This is a genomic window from Kineosphaera limosa NBRC 100340, assembly GCF_000298215.1.
Taxonomy (GTDB): Bacteria; Actinomycetota; Actinomycetes; order Actinomycetales; family Dermatophilaceae; genus Kineosphaera; species Kineosphaera limosa.
Genome location: NZ_BAHD01000022.1, coordinates 1 through 20,547 on the forward strand (window position 1 = coordinate 1; position 20,547 = coordinate 20,547).

16 protein-coding genes are annotated in these 20,547 nt (G+C 72.1%); 9 read left to right on the forward strand and 7 right to left on the reverse strand.

The genetic code is table 11. The features are described 5' to 3' along the window. Positions 1-252 precede the first annotated feature (252 nt). Positions 253-1,239, reverse strand: a complete 987-nt coding sequence (locus KILIM_RS07485) for a 2-hydroxyacid dehydrogenase (protein WP_006592049.1) — start codon at positions 1,237-1,239, stop codon at positions 253-255. A 165-nt stretch (positions 1,240-1,404) separates the two neighbouring features. Between KILIM_RS07485 and KILIM_RS07490 the strand changes: the two genes are divergently transcribed. From KILIM_RS07490 to KILIM_RS07505, 4 genes are all read left to right on the forward strand, one after another. Next, positions 1,405-2,535 (forward strand): glycerate kinase, encoded by a 1,131-nt coding sequence (locus KILIM_RS07490; RefSeq protein ID WP_006592050.1) that lies wholly within the window; start codon positions 1,405-1,407, stop codon positions 2,533-2,535. 36 nt (positions 2,536-2,571) lie between these two features. Beyond that, the gene (locus KILIM_RS07495) at positions 2,572-3,960 is read left to right on the forward strand and encodes a hypothetical protein (protein WP_006592051.1); all 1,389 of its coding nucleotides are present in this window, start codon (positions 2,572-2,574) and stop codon (positions 3,958-3,960) included. A gap of 110 nt (positions 3,961-4,070) precedes the next feature. Then, positions 4,071-4,352 (forward strand): type II toxin-antitoxin system Phd/YefM family antitoxin, encoded by a 282-nt coding sequence (locus tag KILIM_RS07500; RefSeq protein WP_006592052.1) that lies wholly within the window; start codon positions 4,071-4,073, stop codon positions 4,350-4,352. Continuing rightward, complete coding sequence (locus KILIM_RS07505) at positions 4,342-4,608, forward strand: type II toxin-antitoxin system RelE family toxin (protein WP_006592053.1); 267 nt, start codon at positions 4,342-4,344, stop codon at positions 4,606-4,608. The genes KILIM_RS07500 and KILIM_RS07505 overlap by 11 nt, the downstream gene beginning before the upstream one ends. A gap of 16 nt (positions 4,609-4,624) precedes the next feature. On the opposite strand, the gene KILIM_RS07510 is transcribed toward KILIM_RS07505, so the two are convergent. Together KILIM_RS07510 and KILIM_RS07515 are read right to left on the reverse strand one after the other, a co-directional pair. Further along, on the reverse strand, positions 4,625-5,758 hold the full coding sequence (locus KILIM_RS07510; RefSeq protein ID WP_157551579.1) for a PLP-dependent cysteine synthase family protein: 1,134 nt from the start codon (positions 5,756-5,758) through the stop codon (positions 4,625-4,627). A gap of 47 nt (positions 5,759-5,805) precedes the next feature. Beyond that, complete coding sequence (locus KILIM_RS07515) at positions 5,806-7,224, reverse strand: APC family permease (protein WP_006592055.1); 1,419 nt, start codon at positions 7,222-7,224, stop codon at positions 5,806-5,808. A 207-nt stretch (positions 7,225-7,431) separates the two neighbouring features. Between KILIM_RS07515 and KILIM_RS07520 the strand changes: the two genes are divergently transcribed. Further along, complete coding sequence (locus KILIM_RS07520) at positions 7,432-10,821, forward strand: pyruvate carboxylase (protein ID WP_373280986.1); 3,390 nt, start codon at positions 7,432-7,434, stop codon at positions 10,819-10,821. A gap of 16 nt (positions 10,822-10,837) precedes the next feature. Here the strand turns inward: KILIM_RS07520 and KILIM_RS07525 are convergent, their stop codons facing one another. Next, a complete protein-coding gene (locus KILIM_RS07525) occupies positions 10,838-11,302 on the reverse strand; it encodes an SRPBCC family protein (protein WP_006592057.1) in 465 nt (154 codons plus the stop codon). Positions 11,303-11,521: 219 nt separating this feature from the next. Here KILIM_RS07525 and KILIM_RS07530 point away from each other — a divergent pair, with 219 nt between their 5' ends. Further along, positions 11,522-13,732 carry a S8 family serine peptidase gene (locus tag KILIM_RS07530; RefSeq protein ID WP_006592058.1) on the forward strand — a complete coding sequence of 737 codons (2,211 nt, stop codon included), beginning with the start codon at positions 11,522-11,524 and terminating at the stop codon, positions 13,730-13,732. A 77-nt stretch (positions 13,733-13,809) separates the two neighbouring features. Here the strand turns inward: KILIM_RS07530 and KILIM_RS07535 are convergent, their stop codons facing one another. Both KILIM_RS07535 and KILIM_RS07540 read right to left on the reverse strand, forming a co-directional pair. Further along, on the reverse strand, positions 13,810-14,610 hold the full coding sequence (locus tag KILIM_RS07535; RefSeq protein ID WP_006592059.1) for a carbon-nitrogen hydrolase family protein: 801 nt from the start codon (positions 14,608-14,610) through the stop codon (positions 13,810-13,812). A gap of 98 nt (positions 14,611-14,708) precedes the next feature. Continuing rightward, positions 14,709-15,218 carry an adenine nucleotide alpha hydrolase family protein gene (locus KILIM_RS07540; RefSeq protein WP_157551581.1) on the reverse strand — a complete coding sequence of 170 codons (510 nt, stop codon included), beginning with the start codon at positions 15,216-15,218 and terminating at the stop codon, positions 14,709-14,711. 240 nt (positions 15,219-15,458) lie between these two features. Here KILIM_RS07540 and KILIM_RS07545 point away from each other — a divergent pair, with 240 nt between their 5' ends. The 3 genes from KILIM_RS07545 to glcF are packed head-to-tail and all read left to right on the forward strand — an operon-like array spanning position 15,459 to position 19,719. Next, positions 15,459-16,928 (forward strand): FAD-linked oxidase C-terminal domain-containing protein, encoded by a 1,470-nt coding sequence (locus tag KILIM_RS07545; RefSeq protein WP_006592061.1) that lies wholly within the window; start codon positions 15,459-15,461, stop codon positions 16,926-16,928. Continuing rightward, positions 16,928-18,349: an FAD-binding oxidoreductase gene (locus KILIM_RS07550; protein ID WP_006592062.1), complete on the forward strand. Its 1,422-nt coding sequence runs from the start codon at positions 16,928-16,930 to the stop codon at positions 18,347-18,349. Before KILIM_RS07545 ends, KILIM_RS07550 begins: the two co-directional genes overlap by 1 nt. After that, the gene (glcF, locus tag KILIM_RS07555; RefSeq protein WP_006592063.1) at positions 18,349-19,719 is read left to right on the forward strand and encodes a glycolate oxidase subunit GlcF; all 1,371 of its coding nucleotides are present in this window, start codon (positions 18,349-18,351) and stop codon (positions 19,717-19,719) included. The genes KILIM_RS07550 and glcF overlap by 1 nt, the downstream gene beginning before the upstream one ends. Here glcF and KILIM_RS07560 read toward each other — a convergent pair. Next, positions 19,716-20,459: a GntR family transcriptional regulator gene (locus tag KILIM_RS07560; protein WP_157551582.1), complete on the reverse strand. Its 744-nt coding sequence runs from the start codon at positions 20,457-20,459 to the stop codon at positions 19,716-19,718. The genes glcF and KILIM_RS07560 overlap by 4 nt on opposite strands. Between the last annotated feature and the right edge of the window lie 88 nt (positions 20,460-20,547).

Below are 20,547 nucleotides of genomic sequence, written 5' to 3' on the forward strand. Positions count from 1 at the left end.
CTGCGGTGGGTTTCATACGGAAACACTATCGAACAGGATTTGTAACAGCAACGCCATTAATTGCTGAAACCCACTGCAGCACAAGCGGATTCAGATTGCCTGAATGGGCCGCGAGTTCCGTTGGGGCGCAGGCAATCTCGTGGCCATTTGTTCGACTCCCAGCAGGGTGACCTGCATCACATTCTGTGTAGGCCGTCGTAGGCTCGGCCACCGCAGTGGCTCCGCCGGACAGTCGAAGAGACCCGGCGCCCCTCAGGTGGTGCGGCGGGTGACCGGGGAGAGGGCTTCCTGGCCGGAGAGCACCGCCAGGGCGTTGCGGGCGGCCAGGTCGGCCATGGCGGAGCGGGTCTCGTGCGTGGCTGACCCGAGGTGCGGGAGGAGGACGACGTTCTCCAGGTCGAAGAGGTCGGGGTGGATCGTCGGCTCGTCCTCGTAGACGTCCAGGCCTGCGCCTGCGATCGTGCCGTCGCGCAGGGCCGCAGCGAGCGAGGCCTCATCGACCACCGGGCCGCGGGAGGTGTTGACCAGATACGCGGTCGGTTTCATCGCGGCCAGCGCTGCCGCGTCGATGAGGTGGTACGTCGAGTCCGGGCGACCCTGCGGCACCAGCGGGCAGTGCACCGAGACGACATCCGCCCGGGCCAGCAGCTCTTCGGTTGCCAGCCGGGTCGCCGACAGCTCCGCCTCCGCGGCAGGGTCCATCGGGCTGCGACCGCTGTAGACGATCTCCATGCCGAATGCCCGCGCCCGCCGCGCCGTCGCGATGCCGATGAGGCCCGGTCCGATGATGCCCAGCGTCTTGCCTTGCAGGCTTGTGCCGAGCAGATAGAACATGCCCCAACGCCACGGCTCTCCCGAACGCACTTCCCGCTCGGCCTCCCCGAACCGACGGGTCGCCATGAGCATCAGCCCGAAGGCCGTGTCCGCCGTCGTATCCGTGAGCACCCCAGGGGTGTTCGTCGCGACGACGCCTCGCGATTCGCAGGCCGCCACGTCGAGGTTGTCGTAGCCGACCGCCACATTCGCCACCACCAGCAGTTGGTCGCCCGCCGCGTCCAGCAACTCGCCGTCGACCCGGTCGGTCAGCAGCGTGACGATCGCGTCGGCCCCCGCCACCGCCGCCAGCACCTGCTCCCGGCTCGGCGGCTGCTCCTGCTCCCAGGCGATCACCTCGTGCTGCTCGCGCAGCAGTTCCAGACCCGATGCCGGGATGCGGTTGGTGACGACGACGCGGGCCATGCGGTCTCCTGGTGATCGGTGCCAAGCGAGCGGGCCCCGCCATCGTGTCGTCTCCGGCCGCCCGCGCGCCAGCCGAGCGAGCGCCGCCAAGACACGGGGGCATCGACAGCGATCGCCTCATAGGCTGACGGGCGAGGATCGGCTGACATGAAGGAGTGGGGCGGGATGAGCGCAGGACACGTACTGGTCGCGTGTGACAAGTTCAAGGGATCGCTGACCGCGGACGAGGTGCTCGCCCACATCGAGCAGGGCCTGCTGCGCGCCGACCCCGACCGCGAAGTGCGCACCGTCGTCGTCGCCGACGGCGGCGACGGCACCCTGGCGGCAGCCTTCTCGGCCGGCTTCGATCGGGTGCCGGTCACCGTCGAGGGCCCCACTGGTGAGCCCGTCGAGACCGCCTACGCCGTCAAGGACGGGACCGCGGTCGTCGAGATGGCCGACGCGTGCGGCCTGGTCCGCCTGCCGAACCGCGAGCTCGCCCCCCTGACCGCCTCCAGCCGCGGCGCCGGGCAGGTGCTGGCCGCGGCGCTCGAAGCGGGCGTGCAGCGCATCGTCTTCGGCGTCGGCGGCAGCGCCTCCACCGACGGCGGCGCCGGCCTGCTGCAGGCCCTCGGCGCCCGGCTGCTCGACGCGCAGGGCAACGAGGTCGCCGTCGGCGGTGGGCCGCTCGGGCAACTCGCCCGCATCGACCTCGACGACCTGCACCCGCGCCTGCGCGACGTGCAGCTGACCCTGGCCAGCGACGTCAACAATCCACTGCTCGGCGACCAAGGTGCCGTCGCGATCTTCGCTCCGCAGAAGGGCGCCGACGCGGCCCAACAAGAGCAGCTGGAGGCGGCGCTGACCACCTTCTCCGACCTCGTCACCGCGGCCGTCGGTCGCGACGACACGCAGCGCCCCGGAGCCGGAGCTGCCGGCGGGGTCGGCTACGCCGCCATGGCCGCGCTCGGCGCCGACATGCGCCCCGGCATCGAGCTGATGCTCGACCTCACCGGCTTCGACGCGATGCTGCCCGGGGCGACGCTCGTCGTGACCGGAGAGGGTTCGCTCGACGAGCAGACTTTGCTCGGCAAGGCCCCCGCCGGGGTTGCCGCCGCCGCCCGCGCGCAGGGCATCCCCGTCGTCGCCGTCTGCGGACGTTCGCTGCTGACCGCGCAACAGGCCGCCGACTCCGGCATCGAACAGGTCTACGCCCTCACCGACCTCGAGCCCGACCCGAGCGTCTGCATGCGCGACGCGGGGCGCCTGCTCACCGACCTCGCCGAGCGCGTCGGCCGCGAGCACCCCCGCGGCTGAGGCAGTGGACCAGGGAGTGACCAGAGCCGGCGCCACATGATCGTCACGGCGAACCGCCTCGCCGCGCGCATCCCCTACGACGTGATGCGGGCCTGGCTGCACGAGGCGGGGCTGTCGGCGTTGCTGCGGGTGGGGACCGACGGGTGGGTGTTCGCCGACGTGCTCGCCGACGGCGACGATGTCGTGCACCGGGTGGGGGAGCGGGTCGGCGCCGGCAGGCTGTGCGCGGATCTGGCCGCCGTGCAGGCCAGGCACGAGAGGCGCCAGGGTCACGAGAGCGACGAGAGCGCCGTGTACGTCGGGACTGCGGGGATGACGTATCGGTGCCCGGCGTCGCCCGACGGTCCGACGGATCCGCAGGTCCGCGAGCTCGACCCGGAGGAATTGCCCGTGCGCCTGGCGGGGCCCCTGCTCACGGGCCTGGGCGAAGAACAGACCGCCGCCGGGCGCGAGGTCGCCCTCGTCGCGGGCCCGGGTGACCGGGCCGTCGCGTGGGTGGATCGGAGCCGGATCCCCGTGGCGGCGACCGTGGTGGACGCGAGCCCGAGCAGGCCGGTCACGCTCGTGCGCACGAGCGTCGACCCCGAGGTGGGTTTCGGTGAGCAGGGCGCCCACAGCCTCGCGCAGGAGTGGGCCGCCGGCGACCAGGTCGCCGCGCTCGTGCTGACCTTCGACTGGGAGGGCACCCATCTGCACGCCTACGACGGGTCCGTGCCCGTCGCGCACCACTTGTGGGCGGCAGGCGAATTCGTCGGGCGAGAGTTCCTGCCGAGCTACCTGCCGGCAGCGACTGCCTGGCAGGTGCTGACCGCGAGCTACGGGCTCGACTGGGCCGACCTGCCCGCCCTCGGCGATCGTCAGGGGCCGCGGCCAAAGCGGGTCCTCGCCGTTCCGGACGCCGAGTGGCCCACCGGCCCACCGGCCCGCGTCGTGCGCTCCATGCTGGCGGCGGCCGGCCTCGACCCCGACGCCCTGGCGCCGGCGGTCCTGCAGGAGCTGGTGTACGGCCCGGGCGACCCCACCGACCGCATCGCCCCCGCGCCCCTCCCGCCGTGGCCCCACGCCTCGGAGGCTGAAGAGACTGTCCGGGCGCCGCATCGCGGCCACTCAAGCGGACCACGGCACCAGCTGCTCGTCGAGACCTGGCGCTCGTGGGTCGCCGGCGAGGCCACGCCCTGGCCCGCGGGGACGCTGCGTGCCACGGCGTTCGAGGTCGCCATCGGTTTCGTCTTCCTCCCGCTGACGCTGGCCTACTCGGTCGATCTCGTCGGCCAGATCGTCGCGGGCGAAGCCGGCCCGTCGTCATGGCTGCTGCTGCTCGCAGTGCTGGTCATCGTGCCCCTGCCCGCCGCGCTCGCGTGGCGCCGGCTGCGCCGACTCCTGGGCCTCCACCGACCCGACGCCGACCGACCCGAGACCGAGTAGACGCGCCGTAGCCCTCAGGAGGCGGGGGCGGCCAGGTTCGGGTCGCGGATTCCTATGGCGAAGGGCGACGTGCAACTGCGTACACAGATAACTATAGGTACACTGGGAGCATGACGGAACCCAGCACGCTCACAGGGCAAATCACCACTCGTCAGCTGCGAGAGCAGCTCTCGGATGTGCTGGGCCGCGCTGCGTATGCGGGTGAGCGCATCGGCATTACCCGGCATGGAAAGTTGTCTGCGGTCGTGATCGGCGTCGAGGATCTCGAGGAGCTCGAGGAGTTCGAGATGTCCCAGGATCTCGCCGCCTACCGCGCAGCCAAGGCGGAAGACGATGGCGAGCGAGTCTCGGCCGTGGAGCTGCGTCGCCAGCTCGCGGACGATGCTTCATGACGCGATACGCCATCGAGTACACCCGCGCCGCCGCACGCCAGATGGCCAAGCTCGATCGCCCGACGCGGGAACCCTGCTGAACGCTATCGATGAACTCGGACAGGAGCCGCGCCCAAAAGGGTGCCGCAAGCTCACCGGTGAAGAAGCGTGGCGTGTGCGCATCGGCAGCTTTCGCGTGATCTACGAGATCGCCGACGCGCGATTGACCGTCACGGTGGTGCGCGCCGGGCATCGCCGCGACGTCTATCGCCGCTGACCCGCTCGGCGTGCTGTCAACCGCCCCAGACGCCGGTCGCCCAGGCCCGCTCGACGATGTCGGCGTAGGGCGCGGGGTCCAAGCCTTGGGCGGCGAGCCACGCGTCGTCGTTGACGCTCGCGTCGTAGCGCTCCGTGCCGTCGCAGACGAGGCTGACGATGCTCCCCGACCGCCCGGCGGCCACGAGTTCGCACGCCAGATACAGCGCGCCGTAAAGGTTGGTGCCCGTCGAGGGGCCGCTGCGCCGACCGAAGCGGGCGGCGAGGAAGCGCATCGCCGCGACCGAGGCCGCGTCGGGGATGCCGAGCATCCGGTCAACGACCCCCGGCTCGAAACTCGGCTCGACCCGCGGCCGCCCGATCCCCTCGATCCGCGAGCCCCGCGCGCTCGGCGCCTCCTCACCGGCGAAGGCCGGCAGGAAGGCCGAACCCTCCGGATCGACGACCGCCAGGGCTGTGTCGTAGCCGCGATAGCGCAGGTAGCGCCCGATCGTCGCGCTCGTGCCGCCCGTGCCCGCGCCGACGACGATCCACTCCGGCACCGGGTGCGGCTCGAGCGCCAGCTGAGTGAAGATCGACTCCGCGATGTTGTTGTTGCCGCGCCAGTCGGTCGCCCGCGCCGCGTTGGTGAACTGGTCGAGGTAGTGCCCGTCGCACTCCGCGGCGAGCCGCCGCGCGACGTCGTACACCTCGCCCGGATCGTCGACGAGGTGGGCGCGACCGCCCTCGCGCTCGATGAGCGCCACCTTCTCCGGGCTCGTCGTGCGCGCCATGACGGCGACGAACGGCAGCCCGAGCATCGCCGCGACGTGCGCCTCGCTGATCGCCGTCGACCCACTGCTCGCCTCGACGATCGTCGTACCCGGCCCGATGAGGCCGTTGCAGATGCCGTAGAGGAAGAGGCTGCGCGCCAGGCGGTGCTTGAGGCTGCCCGTGGGGTGCGTCGACTCGTCCTTGAGATAGACCGTCACCTGCGGCGCCGACGCACCGGACTCGGCGGGGACGGGCAGCGGTAGGCGCAGCAGGTGAGTGTCGGCGCTGCGGTTCGCATCGGCGGTCAGGGCCTGCACGGCGGCGTGGACCCAGGCGCGGTCGATGGGGCGCATTGTCGGAACGTCGCGGATCGGAGCAGGTGAGGGCGTGCGGGTCATGACAGACACTGTGCCCCCTCCCCAGAACGGCGGTGTGGTGGGGCGGGTCAGCGGCGGCCCATGCGCCGGATGAGTTCCTCCTCCGCTCCCGGGCCGGGCGTGACCTTGACGAGCCGGGAGGCGAAGTAGACCCCGATGATCGTCCACGCGCCGATGATGACCCACTCGTACGGCCAGGTGAGCGCCGCCGGGGCGCCCGGCATGAAGAGCGCCGCCATGCCGGCGGAGAGCACGACGGCTACGATCCCGAGACCGACGCCACCGGGGGCGCGGAAGGGGCGCTCCATCTCCGGCTCGCGGCGACGCAGGATGACGAAGCTGATCGCCACCATGAGCCACGCGAGGATGATCGCCAGGCCGCCGGCGTTGACGAGCCACACGAGGGTCTTGCGACCGAAGAACGGGGCGATCATCGACAAGACGCCGATGAAGACGATGGCGTTCGCCGGCGTCTTGAACTTCGGGTGCAGCGCCGCGAACCACGGCGGCAGCATGCCGGTGCGGGCCATCGCGTAGATGAGTCGGCTCGCCCCGATGAGGAAGCCGTTCCATGAGGTGAGCAGCCCGGCGATGCCGCCGAGCACGAGGACCGTGCCCATCATGGGTGAGTTCCACAGGGCGACCATTCCGTCGGCGGCCGCGAGCTCGGAGGCGGCAAGCATCTCGACCGGCAGCGAGGAGCCGATCGTCACCATGATCATCACGTACCAGAAGATCGCCATGAAGACCGAGACGAGCAGCACCTGGCCGATCTTGCGGTACTCCAGGTTGATCTCTTCCGCGGACTGCGGGACGACGTCGAAGCCGACGAAGAGGAAGGGCGTCGCCACGAGCACGCTGATGAGCCCAGCCGCGCCGCCGATGAAGAGCGGCTGCATGTTGTCCGTCGAGCCGCCGACGAACGAGCCGGTGAGCAGGACGACGCCGACGAGGAGGAGGAAGCCGACGGCGACGCTCTGGAAGACCGCGGCCTGCTTGACGCCGAAGTAGTTGAGCGCCGTCATGATGATCGCGGTGACGACGCCGACGGCGACCCAGCTCGCGTACACCTCGTAGCCCGCGACGCTGTACATGTAGCCGACGAGCATGTCGGGGAAGAGGTAGAGCACCGTCTGTGGGATGGCGACGGCCTCGAAGGCGACGACGCTGACGTAGCCGAGCACGAGGCTCCAGCTCGTGAAGAACGCCGCGCGCGAGCCCATGGCCCGGAGGGCGTAGTTGTGGGCGCCGCCGACGCTCGGCATCGCCGCGACGAGTTCGGCGTAGGTGAGGGCGATGAGCAGGACGATCGCGCCGCCGATGATGAAGGCGAGGGCGGCGCCGAACGTGCCGGCGGATTCGAGGAAGCCGCCGGTGAGGACGATCCAGCCGAAGCCGATCATCGCGCCGAAGGCGACGGCCATGACATCCCAACGACCCAGGACGCGATCCAGGGTGGCGTCGTCGTGCGGCTCGGTGTTGTCCACCTGACCTCCTTGCAGTAGGAGCGAAAGCCAATGACTACCGGACCGGTGAGCCCTTGCGGGAGGTCGGGAGCCACTTCGTGACCAAGGCGTGACCTGAGTCGCATATCGGTACGATCCGACGCCGGTTCGCGCGCGCCGGTAGCGTGCGCAACCGTGGCCACCTCTGCATCCACCGAGACTTCGCCCGCATCGACTCCGTCGACTCCGCTGGGCCTGCGCAAGATCCTCGTCGCCAACCGCGGCGAGATCGCCATCCGGGCCTTCCGCGCGGCCTACGAGCTCGGTGCGCAGTCCGTCGCCGTCTTTCCCTATGAAGACCGCGGTAGCGAGCATCGGCTCAAGGCCGAGGAGAGCTACGAGATCGGCGAGCGCGGCCACCCGGTGCGCGCCTACCTCGACCCCGAACTCATCGTGCGCGCCGCCGTCAAGGCCGGCGCCGACGCGGTCTACCCCGGCTACGGCTTTCTCTCGGAGAACCCCGAGCTCGCGGAGGCGTGCGCCCGCGAGGGCCTGACGTTCATCGGCCCGGGCGCCGACGTGCTGTCGCTGACCGGCGACAAGTCGCGTGCCATCGCGGCTGCCAAGGCGGCGGGCGTCCCCACCCTGGAGGGTGTGGCCCCGACCCGCGACGCCGACGAGCTGGTCGCCGCCGCGCAAGGCCTGGACTATCCGCTGTTCGTCAAGGCGGTCGCCGGTGGTGGCGGGCGCGGGATGCGCCGCGTCGATGAGCCGGAGGCGCTGCGCGAGGCCGTGCAGGCCTGTATGCGGGAGGCGGAGGGGGCCTTCGGCGATCCGACGGTCTTCGTCGAGCGGGCGGTCGTCGACCCGCGCCACATCGAGGTGCAGATCCTGGCCGACGCCACCGGCGAGGTGATTCACCTGTTCGAGCGGGACTGCTCGGTGCAGCGCCGGCACCAGAAGGTCGTCGAGATCGCTCCCGCTCCCAACCTCGACCCTGCGATCCGGGAGGCGATCTGCGCCGACGCCGTGCGCTTCGCCCGGCACATCGGGTACGTCAACGCGGGCACCGTGGAGTTTCTGCTCGACGCCGCCGGGCAGCACCATTTCATCGAGATGAACCCGCGTATCCAGGTCGAGCACACGGTGACCGAGGAGGTGACCGACGTCGACCTCGTGCAGTCGCAGATGCGCATCGCGGGCGGCGCCACCCTGGCCGACCTCGGCCTGTCACAGGAGAGTGTGCGGTTGCGGGGTGCGGCGCTGCAGTGCCGCATCACGACCGAGGACCCGGCCAACGGCTTCCGGCCCGACACCGGCAAGATCACGACCTACCGCTCTCCGGGTGGCGCGGGCGTGCGCCTCGACGGCGGCACCACCTACGCGGGCGCCACCATCAGCCCGCACTTCGACTCGATGCTGGCCAAACTGACCTGCCGCGGCGCCGACTTCCCGGCCGCCGTCGCCCGCGCCGCCCGCGCGGTCGCCGAGTTTCGCATCCGCGGCGTCCGCACCAACATCCCGTTCCTGCAGGCGCTGCTCGACGACCCGGACTTTCGCGCCGGCCTGCTCGACACCTCCTTCATCGAGCGGCATCCGCACCTGCTGACCGCCCGCAGCTCCGCCGACCGGGGCACCCGCCTGCTGCACTACCTGGCCGACGTCTCGGTCAACCGGCCGCACGGAGCGCTGCCGACGGCGATCGAGCCGCGGTCCAAGCTGCCGGAGCTGCCCGAAGGCACCCCGGTGCCCGACGGCTCGCGGCAACTGCTGATCTCGCACGGGCCGCAAGGTTTTGCCCGGCGGCTGCGCGAGCAGAAGAAGGTGGCGGTGACCGACACGACCTTCCGCGACGCCCACCAGTCGCTGCTGGCCACCCGGGTACGCACCTACGACCTGCTGGGAGTCGCCGAGCACGTCGCCGCGCTCACCCCGCAACTGTTCTCCCTCGAGGCGTGGGGCGGGGCCACCTACGACGTCGCCCTGCGCTTCCTGAGCGAGGACCCGTGGGAGCGGCTCGCGGCGCTGCGCGAGGCCGTGCCCAACATCTGCCTGCAGATGCTGCTGCGCGGCCGCAACACCGTCGGCTACACCCCCTACCCGACGCAGGTGACCGACGCCTTCGTCGCCGAGGCGGCCGCGACCGGCATCGACATCTTCCGCATCTTCGACGCCCTCAACGACGTCGAGCAGATGCGCCCGGCGATCGAGGCCGTGCGCGCCACCGATTCAGCTGTCGCCGAGGTGGCGCTGTGCTACACCGGCGACCTGTCGAACCCGGGCGAGCGGCTCTACACCCTCGACTACTACCTGCGGCTGGCCGAACGGATCGTCGAGGCCGGTGCTCATGTGCTGGCCATCAAGGACATGGCGGGGCTGCTGCGAGCGCCCGCGGCGCGCACCTTGGTCACGGCGCTGCGGGAGCGCTTCGACCTGCCGGTGCACCTGCACACGCACGACACCGCCGGCGGCCAGCTGGCGACGCTGACCGCGGCCATCGACGCCGGGGTCGACGCGGTGGACGCTGCCTGCGCCGCCCTGGCCGGCACGACCTCGCAGGTCGCGCTCAGCTCCCTGGTGGCCGCGACCGACCACTCGCCGCGCGAGACCGGCCTGTCGTTGGAGGCCGTGTGTGCGCTGGAGCCCTACTGGGAGGCCGTGCGGCGGGTGTACGCGCCGTTCGAGTCGGGCCTGCCCGCGCCGACCGGGCGGGTCTACCGGCACGAAATCCCGGGCGGGCAGCTGAGCAACCTGCGCCAGCAGGCCATCGCGCTGGGCCTGGGGGAGAAGTTCGAGCAGATCGAGGACATGTACGAGGCGGCCAACCGCATCCTCGGCAACATCGTCAAGGTGACCCCCAGCAGCAAGGTGGTGGGTGACCTCGCGTTGCACCTCGTGGCGGTCGGCGCCGACCCGGCCGAGTTCGAGGCCGACCCCGCGCGCTTCGACGTGCCCGACTCGGTCATCGGCTTCCTCTCCGGCGAGCTCGGTGACCCGCCCGGCGGGTGGCCCGAGCCGTTCCGCACGAAGGCCCTGGCGGGACGCACGATCAAGCCGGCCGCGGCCGACCTCGACGAGGAGGCGCTGCACGGGTTGGCCACCGACCGGCGGGCCACGCTCAACCGGCTGCTGTTCCCCGGCCCGACCCGCGACTTCGCCGAGTCCCGCGAGAAGTACGGCGACGTCTCCGTGCTGCCCTCGACCGACTTCTTCTACGGCCTGCAGCCCGGCGACGAACACGAGGTGCGCCTGCAGGAGGGCAAGTGGTTGCTGCTCGGCCTGGAGGCCGTGGGGCACGCCGACGAGCGCGGCCTGCGGACCGCGATGTGCGTCATCAACGGGCAGCTGCGGCCCATCGTCGTGCAGGACCGCTCGATTGCGGCCGAGGTGGCCGAGACAGAGAAGACCGACCCGAGCAAGCCCGGCCATGTGGCCTCCCCCTACGACGGCGCGGTCACCCCGACCGTCGCCGCCGGCGACCAGGTCGAGGCGGGCCAGGCCGTTGCGACCATCGAGGCGATGAAGATGGAGGCCTCGATCACCGCCCCGGTCGCCGGCACCGTCGAACGCCTCGCGATCGAGGGCACCGGCCACCTCGAGGGCGGCGATCTGGTGCTCGTCATCACCCCCGCGCAGTAGGTGCGGGGGTGGCCGGTCAGCTGGAGACGGCGGCGGCCAGGTTGCCGAGGCTGTCCTCCAACGCGGACTGCTGGATGAGGGGGAAGCTCACCTTCTTCAGCAGCTCCTTGTCGGTGACGGCGGACCAGTCGTAGGTCAGCGAGACGTCGGTGGCGTCCGGGCCCTGCGGGGTCAACTGCCAGACCCACTGCCAGCCGGGCGGCTGCGTGCCGGCCGGCGCCGTCTGCCAGGCCAGCAGCTTGTTCTCGTCGTACCCGGTGACGTGGTTGTCGGTCTGGTACTCCCCGCCCATGTGCTCGGCGTCCATGTTCATCGTGAACACCTGGCCGGTGCCGGTGATGCGGTCGCTCTTGTGGTCGGAGACGATCTGGCCCGCGCCGTCGAGCTGGGCGTGCCGCTGCGGATTGCTCAGCACCTCGAAGATGTCTTGGGCCGGGGCGTCAATGGTGCGGCTGACGGTGATGCTCGTTTCGTCACTCATGGTGCCCAGCCTTGCCGCTGCGGCGCGCCCCCGCGACTCGAAGCGCTGCGACCGGCCCGCGGACGTACTTGCGCGGCAGCCTCTTTCGACGCACCCTCGGTTCTTGCTCAGCGTGAGCGCGCGCAGGGCGATGGGACTGCAAGTGGCTCGGGGGAGTCTTCGAAGGGTCGATCGGTCCACCACCACCGCGGCCCAGGGTGTCGACGCGACGGAGGAAGCATGACGACACGCCGGCCTCGCCGCCGCAGCACCCTGCGGGCGGCCCTGAGCGCAAGCGTGACCATCCCGCTGGCCGCCGCTCTGGCGGCCGCCCCCCACCTGATGCCGAGCGCGCACGCCGCGGTCTCGCCGGCGATTTCGGCCGCACCGATGCCCGCGACCGTGGGCGTCGAAGCAGCCGACGCACCGGCGGATCGGATGCCGACCGGCCGGGTCATCGTGCGCTTCAAGGACGGCTCCGCAGCCGCCGTCTCCACCGCCGCCCGCGATCGGGCCCTCGATGCCGTAGGCGCCGGCACCGACGTCGACCTTGAGGCCGAGCGGCGGCTGGGCACCGGCGCCACCCTCGTCGCGGGGGCCGATCCCGCACAGGCGCAGGAGGTCGCCGACCGGCTGCAGGCCCGCCCCGACGTCGCCTACGCCGAGCCCGACGTGCGGCTGACCATCGCCCGCACGGCCACCCCCGCCCCCAACGACCCGCTGTGGCACTACCAGTGGAATCTGGCCGCGACCGACGTCGGCATCGACGCTCCGGCGGCGTGGCCGCGCACCCGCGGCGCGGGGGTCACCGTCGCGGTTGTCGACACCGGCATCGTGCGGCACCCCGACCTGAGCGGCCAGGTGCTGCCCGGATACGACTTCATCTCCGATCCGCGGACGGCCCGCGACGGCAACGGCCGCGACAACGACCCCACCGACCTGGGCGACTGGCTCGTCAACAACGACTGCGGCGGCACGGAGAAGGCCGCCGACAGCACGTGGCACGGCACCCATGTCGCCGGTGCCATCGCGGCGCTGTCCGGCAACGGCGCCGGCATCGCGGGTGTGGCGCCGCGCGCCAAGATCCTGCCCGTGCGGGCCATCGGCCGCTGCGGCGGTTCGCTCGCGGACATCGCCGACGGCATCACCTGGGCCACCGGCGGCACCGTGCAGCAGGTCCCCAAGAACGCCAACGTGGCCCGTGTCGTCAACCTCTCCCTCGGTGGGCCCATGGCCTGCCCCGCCACCCTGCAGGCCGCCATCGACGGAGCCCTTGCCCGCCGCGCCGTCGTCGTCACCGCCGCCGGCAACTCCGGCATTCCCGCCGAGCGCGAGTCGCCCGGCAACTGCCGCGGCGTCATCAACGTGGCCGCCACCACCGGCTCCGGGGCGCGGGCCAACTACTCGAACTACGGCCGGGCGATCACCCTGGCCGCCCCCGGCGGGCAGACCGATCGCGACGGCATCCTGTCGACCATCGACGGAGGCCGGCGCGGGTCCAGCGGTCCTGAGTACGGCTTCATGGTCGGCACCTCGATGGCCGCGCCGCACGTCAGCGGTGTCGCGGCCCTGCTGCTCTCGGCCTCGCCGGGACTGACTCCCGCGCAGGTCTCCTCGGTGCTGACCTCCTCGGCGCGCCCGTTCACCGCCGCCTGCAACGGCTGCGGGGCCGGGATCGTCGACGCAGGCCGCGCCGTCGCGGCCGTGCTCGGCTCGCCGGCCAAGGCCAACCGCGACGCGACGGCCGCCACCGGTGGCCAGCAGACCGTGGCCACCGGCGTCGCGCGCACCTCGACCCATGCGCCCGTCGTCGACCAGACGCTGATCCCCAACACCGTGCACACCACCCCGCGCGCCCGGCTCGCGTGGGAGCCCTTCGCCGGAGCCAGCGGCGACGTGCGCTACACCGTGCAGTGGCGCCCCATCACCCTCGACGGCGCCACCCGCCGCTACGGCGCGTGGAGCCCCGTCGCGACCGACACCACCGCCCGGTCGATGTGGGCGGGCGGGATGGCCGGCGGCGTCTACCAGTACCGCGTGCGCGGCACCGACTCCGCCGGCGTCACGAGTGCCTGGTCGCAGGCCGCCACGGTGACGATCCCGGCCGACCTGACCGCGCGCGTCGGTCGGTGGCGCGGCTCGTGGAGCACCGTGCGGGACGCCTCGGCGGTATCCGGCACGCTGATGCGCACGAGCGAGAGGGGCGCCGGCGTCACGCTGCCGTCCACCTACGCCGCCGGGGTGGCGGTCGTCGCCGGCACCGGTCCGGGCGGCGGGGTCTTCGACATCGTCGTCAACGGCAAGCGGGTGCAGCGGGTCGACACCAAGGCCGCCCGAACCTCCGCCGCCCGCAATGTCGCCACGGTCCGACTGCCCTACGGTCGGGCCGACGTACAGCTCGTGCGCGTCTCCGGCACGATCTCGCTCGACGCGATCGCCTACCTGCGGTGAACGCGACCCACCTGACCCCTTCGTGAGCCTCGGTCGGGGTAGGCGTGCACATCGGGGGGCGCGCCTACCCCGGCCGATCAGACGAAGAGCGGCACCCGAGCTCGGGCGGAGGCGACCGCCTCGGTATCGATGCGGCCGGTCAGCACCCCGGCCGCATGACCGAGGCGGGCGCACACCCCGCCGAGCGGGTCGATGAGCGCGCTGCGACCGATGCCCAGCGGCGCGGGCCCCTGCGGCTGCGTCCACGCCTGATCGCAGGCCAGCAGCCAGGCCTGGGCGTCCATGGCGCGGGCCCGCACGAGCACATCCCACTGCTCGGCCTTGCCCGGCCCCTCACCCCACGACGCGGACAGCAGCACGAGCTGCGCGCCGGCCCGCCCCAAGGCGCTGAACTGGTCGGCGAAGCGCACGTCGTAACACGTGGCCAGGCCGACCGTGACCCCGTCGACCACCGCGGTGACCAGCTGCGATCCGGGCGCCACCGTGTCGGACTCGCGGGAGCCGAAGGCGTCGTAGAGGTGGATCTTGCGGTAGGCCACCTCCCCGCGCGGGCCGGCGAGCAGCAGAGTGTTGTAGACGCGCCGGTCGTCGGCCGGCTCGAACATCCCCGCGACCACCGTGAGGTCGAGGCGATCGGCCAGCGCCCTGATTCCGTCGGCGAATTCGCCGTCCAACGGCTGTGCCACCTCGTGCAGGGGCGTGCCGAACGAGGCCATGGTCGCCTCCGGCAGCACCGCGAGGCGCGCCCCGGCGTCGGCGGCCTCCTGAACCGCTGCGGTGGCGGTCGCCAGGTTCTGGCGCGGGTCGGCGCCCGCGCTGATCTGGCAGGCGGCCACGGTCAGGTGCACGTTGCTCGGCTCGGTCAGGCTCGCGCTCATGCTCCCCACCTTCCCACGGGCACCCCCGGAGCGGGTTCGCTCGAGTCTGCGCGCAGCGGTCCGTCAGTGAGGGAGCGGCCGGGTGAGGGGCGGGGCGATCAGGCTCCGTCGGCGGCGCGGCGGCCGTTGGGCAGCCGCTGCGCGCTCACCCCGAGGGCCTGGGCACACGCGGCCACCTCGGTCAGGCGCACGCCGGCTTCGACGAACGGGAACAGCACTCGCTGCCGGTCCACGGTCCGCACGGGCACCCGGCCCGGCGCGTCGACGGCGGCGCAGTAAGCGACCGTGTCGATGGGTAGGTGCGCCACGTCCGTGGGGCGAGCCTGCCCGGGGCTCCACGTGCGCAGCACGCGGCACCCCAGCTCGCTGGCGATCTCCTGCGCCAGGGCGTCGTCCCCGGGGGCGGGTGGACGGATGGGGTCGAGCAGCAGCGAGACCCGTTGCGCGCCGAGGGCCCGCGCGGCGATCGTCAACAACAGCGCCGACTGGGGGTCGCCGGAGAAAGACACGGCGACGCGGCCGGCGCCGATGAGCGTGGCCTGCACCCGGCCGATCACCCCGGCCAGCTCCGGATCAACGGGTCGGTCCTGACAACGGGGGTGGCTCACCCTCCCGGTCGTCGGCCGGCCCTGACACGTCATGGCCCTTAGTGTCACGCGAAGGGGGCGATCGGGTCATCTGCGACACTCCGCGGATGCATACGTCCGGGATTTGAACACGGCTGGTGCCCAACGAAGGCCGATCACCTGTTGCCATGTGCAGGCCGCCTGCATATGGTCCAGAGCACGACGGCGCCGACGCCCGGCAGCGGGCGGCAGCGCCCCGCGACGGCAGGACGGAGGGGTCCCATGGGTCAGCAGCAGGGGCTGGGTCGGGTCACGCAGGCGCTGACGGAACGCCTCGGGGCCGGCCGGCTGATCACCGACCCGCTGGCCCGCAGCACCTACGAATGCGACGGCCTGGCCAACCACAAGGCCGTCCCCGGCCTCGTGGTGCTGGCCGAAAGTCCCGACGACATCGCCGTCACCGTGCGGGAGTGCGCCCGCGAAGGGGTGCCGTTCGTGGCGCGCGGCAGCGGCACCGGCCTGTCGGGCGGGGCGCTCCCGCACACCGACGGCGTCCTCATCGTCACCTCGCGGCTGCGCGAGATCGTCGACATCGACGTGGCGGCGCAGCGGGCCGTCGTGCAGCCCGGCGTCATCAACCTGCAGCTCACCAAGGCTGCGACGCCGCACGGCTACTACTTCGCGCCCGACCCCTCCAGCCAGCAGGTGTGCTCGATCGGCGGCAACCTCGCGGAGAACTCCGGTGGCGCGCACTGCCTGAAATACGGCTTCACCGTGCATCACATCACCGGCGCGCAGGTCGTCACCCCCGTCGGCGACGTGGTCGACATCGGCGGCAAGGCGCCCGACCCGCCCGGCTACGACCTGCTGTCGATGCTCGTCGGCTCCGAGGGCACGCTCGGAGTGGTCACCTCGATCACCGTCAAGCTGACCCGGCTGCCGCAGACCGTGCGCTGCCTGCTCGCCGGCTTTCCCGACACCGACAGTGCGGGGGCGGCGACCTCGGCGATCATCGGCTCGGGCTGCATCCCCGCGGCCATCGAGATGATGGACACCCTGGCGATCGAGGCCGCGGAGGCCGCCGTCGCCTGCAACTACCCCGCCGGGGCCGGAGCGGTGCTCGTCGTCGAACTCGACGGTCCGGCGGCGCAAGTGGAGGCGCAGTTCGCACAGGTCGAGGCGTTCTGCCGCGAGCACGGCGCGTTCGAACTGCGGGTCGCCGCCGACGAGACCGAGCGGGCCCTCATCTGGCGGGGCCGCAAGTCGGCGTTCGCTGCCGTCGGGCGCATCAGCCCCGACTACCTCGTGCAAGACGGCGTGATTCCGCGGACGGCGTTGCCCGAGGTGCTCCACGCGATCGCCGAGCTGGGCCGCGAGCGCGGCGTGCGGGTCGCCAACGTCTTTCACGCCGGCGACGGCAACCTGCACCCGCTCGTGCTCTTCGACGGCGACGTGCCGGGAGAGGAGGAGCGCGCCGAGGAGGTCTCCGGCGCGATCCTCGACCTGTGCATCAGCCACGGTGGATCGATCACCGGGGAGCACGGCGTCGGCTCCGACAAGGCCAAGTACATGCCGCGGATGTTCTCCGACGCAGACCTCGACACGATGCAGATGGTGCGCTGCGCGTTCGACCCCGACTCCATCTCCAATCCGGGCAAGATCTTTCCGACACCCCGGCTGTGCGGAGAACGGCCGGGTCGCCACCGCGGCGCCCATCCGCTGGCGCAGGCCGGCATCGCGGAGGTGTTCTGATGACCGCCCATAGCGCACACAACAGTGTGCGAGACGGGTCGTGTGCGGACGACCGACACGCGGCGGCGCTGTGGGAGCGGCTGTCCGCCGCCGCGCCCCTGCGGGCGGCCGAACCCGGCGACGAGGTCGGTGGTGTGGCGCCCGCGTGGGTCGCCCGCCCGACCTCCACCCAGCAGGTCGCGGACCTGCTCGCGGCCGCCCACGCCACCCACGCTGTCTCCGATGGCCACCCCGGCGCGGCGGCCGAGCCTCGTAGCGAGGCAGCGGCGCTGACCGTCGTGGCTCGAGGGATCGGCGCGCACCAGAGCTTCGGCAATCCGCCGCGGCGGCTCGACCTGGTCATCGAAACCGGTGGGCTCGACGAGATCATCGAGTACGCCCCGCACGACCTCGTGCTGCGCGTCGGCGCCGGGGTTCGGCTCAACGCCCTCGCGGGTTTGCTCGCCGAACAAGGGCAGCGTCTGGCCGTCGACCCGCCCCGCCGCGGCACCGTCGCCGGCACCCTGGCCGTCGGCACCGCAGGGCCGCTGCGACTGTCCCACGGCTCACCGCGCGACCTGGTCATCGGCATGACGTTCGTGCGCGCCGACGGCGTCGTGGCCCACTCCGGCGGCAAGGTCGTCAAGAACGTCGCCGGGTATGACCTGGCCAAACTCTTCGCCGGCTCGTACGGCACCCTCGGCGTCATCACCGAGCTGACCTTCCGCCTCCACCCCCTGCCAGAGGCGAGCGCCTGGGTGGGTGGGCTCGTCGACCCCGCTGGGGTCGGCCCGGTGATCAGCGCGCTGACGCACTCCCAGAGCGTGCCCGCCGCCGTCGAGTACGACGTGCCCGCCGACGGACGCGCCAGCCTGTGGGTGCAGTACGAGGGCACGCCCGTCGACCTGGAGGCGCGCACCGCGCAGGCGCTCGCCATCTTGGCCACCGACTCCTTGGCCACCGACTCCTTGGCGACCGACTCTGGGGCGCAGGCGCAGGTAGCCGACGAGGCGCCGTTCTGGTGGGGCGACGAGCCGCCCGGCGCGGCCTTGCTCAAGGTCACGCACGTGCTCGGCCGCGGCGCCACGTTGGCTGCCGGCCTGCAGATCGGTGCTCAGGAGGCCGGCGTGCAGGCCGCCTACCGCGGCTCGCCGCTGGTCGGCACCGGGTTGGTGGGCGTGAGCGACGTCGGTGACGGCGATGACGTCGGTGATAGCGATGACGGCGGCGCGGCGGCCCGGTTCGCCGCCTTCGTCCAGGGCGCCCGGGCGCGGACCGCCGCCGCGGGCGGCACCCTCACGGTGCTCAGCGCGCCTCCGGCGTGGCGGGCGGCGGTCGACGTCTGGGGGCCGGTGCCGGGCCTGGAGCTCATGCGCGCCCTCAAGGACCAGTTCGACCCCCGAGGTGCCTTGGCCCCGGGCCGATTCGTGGGAGGCATCTGATGGCGCGCCCCGAGCACACGGACGAGCACGCGCACGAACACACGGACCCGACGCACCAGGCGCCCGGGCCGGCGTTCGACGCGCACCACCCGCCCTCGGCCGAGCTCATCTCCGACTGTGTGCACTGCGGTTTCTGCCTGCCCACGTGCCCGACGTACGCGCTGTGGGGCGAGGAGATGGACTCCCCGCGCGGCCGCATCTACCTCATGGGGCAGGGCCTGGGCGGGGCGCCGATGACCGACACGATGGTCGGCCATTTCGACGCGTGCCTGGGCTGCATGGCGTGCGTCACCTCGTGTCCGTCGGGGGTCAAGTACGACCAGCTCATCGAGGCGACCCGCGCGCAGGTGGAGCGTCGGCACGAGCGGTCTCGCACCGAGAAGGCCTTGCGGGCGGCGATCTTCGCGTTGTTCCCGTATCCGGCGCGGTTGCGGGCGTTGAGCGCGCCGATGCGGCTGTATCAGCGGGTCGGCCTGGGGCGGCTGGTGCGCGGCAGCGGACTGCTCGAGCGCCTCTCGCCGCAGGTGGCGGCGATGGAGGCGCTGATGCCGCGGGTGCAGGAGGCGCCGCGGGTCCCGGCCCGCACCCGCGCCACGGGGGAGCGTCGGGGCACGGTCGGGCTGCTGCTCGGCTGCGTGCAACGCGAGTTCTTTCCGGGCGTCAACGCGGCCACGGTGCGCGTGCTCGTCGCGGAGGGGTTCGAGGTGGTCGCCCCGCCGGAGCAGGGGTGTTGCGGCGCGTTGTCGCTGCACGCCGGCCGGGAGGAGGAGGGGCTGGACTTCGCGCGCGGGGTCATCGAGGCGTTCGAGGCCGCCGAAGTGGAGGCGATCGTCGTCAACTCCGCGGGCTGCGGCTCGGCGATGAAGGACTACGCGCGGCTGCTCGCCGACGACCCACAGTTCGCGCAGCGGGCGCAGCGGCTGTCGGCGATGACCCGGGACGTCGCGGAGTTCCTCGCGCAGGTCGGCCTGCAAGCCACCTATCACCGGTTCGACGCGGACATCGCCTACCACGACGCCTGCCACCTGGCGCACGCCCAAGGGGTGCGCGCCCAGCCGCGGGAGCTGCTGCGCACCATCCCCGGCGTCACCCTCGCGGAGATCCGCGACGCCGAGCTGTGCTGCGGCTCGGCCGGCATCTACAACATCATCAACCCCGAACCGGCCACCGAACTCGGCGACCGCAAGGCGGCCAACGTCGCGGCCACGGGTGCCTCGCTGCTGGTGGCCGCCAACCCGGGCTGCCTCATGCAGATCGCCACCAGCCTGCACCGCCAGGGGCACGACATCGCCCTCGCCCACACCGTCGAGATCCTCGACGCCGCACTGCGCGGCGCCTCGCCTGAGTCGCTACGCGCCGCCGCCGGCTAGCTTGCGCCCTCGTCGTGCCCTGCCGCACCGGCCGGTGGCTCGAGCAGGTTGTGCCGCGCGACAAACCGGAAGCGGTCGCCGCGGAACACCGAGCGGGTCCACTCCACGGGGCGCCCTGTGGAGTCCCAGGCGGTGCGGTGGATGAGCAGCATCGGCAGGCCCGTCTCCACGCCGAGCAGGTTGGCCTCGACCGGGTCGGCCAGCGCCGTCTCGACCGTGTCTTCCACGGCGGCGATGTGCAGCCCGTAGGCCTCGCGCATCGTCACGTAGAGCGAGCCGTGCTCGGTCAGGCGCTCCTCGAAGTCGGGCAGCGGGCCCGGCACGTGGGCGATCTCATGGGCGATGGGATCGCCGCCGGCCGTGCGGAGCCGATCGAGTCGCTGCACCGCTGCTCCCGGCGGCAACTGCAAGGCCGCCCGCACCTGATCGTCGGCGGTGACCTGCGCACACCCCAGCAGCACGCTGCCGGGACGCCAGCCGTCGGTCTGTACGTCTTGGGAGAACGAGGTCAGCGGGCGGACCCGCATCAGCTTGGGGTGTGCCACGAAGGTGCCCCGCCCTTGGGTGCGTTCCAGCCGACCGTCCACGACGAGCGCCGCGATGGCTTGGCGCACTGTCGTGCGGGAGGTGGCGAAGCGCTCGGCGAGCTCGCGCTCGGTCGGGATCGCGGTCTGCGGATCCAGTCCCTCGATGAGGTCGAGCAGAGCCCGCTTCACCTGGTAATGCTTGGGAACCTTCATGGCGGCCTCGGCTGTCGGCGACGGGTTCCGACCACGATAGGGCATTGGCCTATACCAATCGGCGGAAACTGCTTGACACCACAGATTG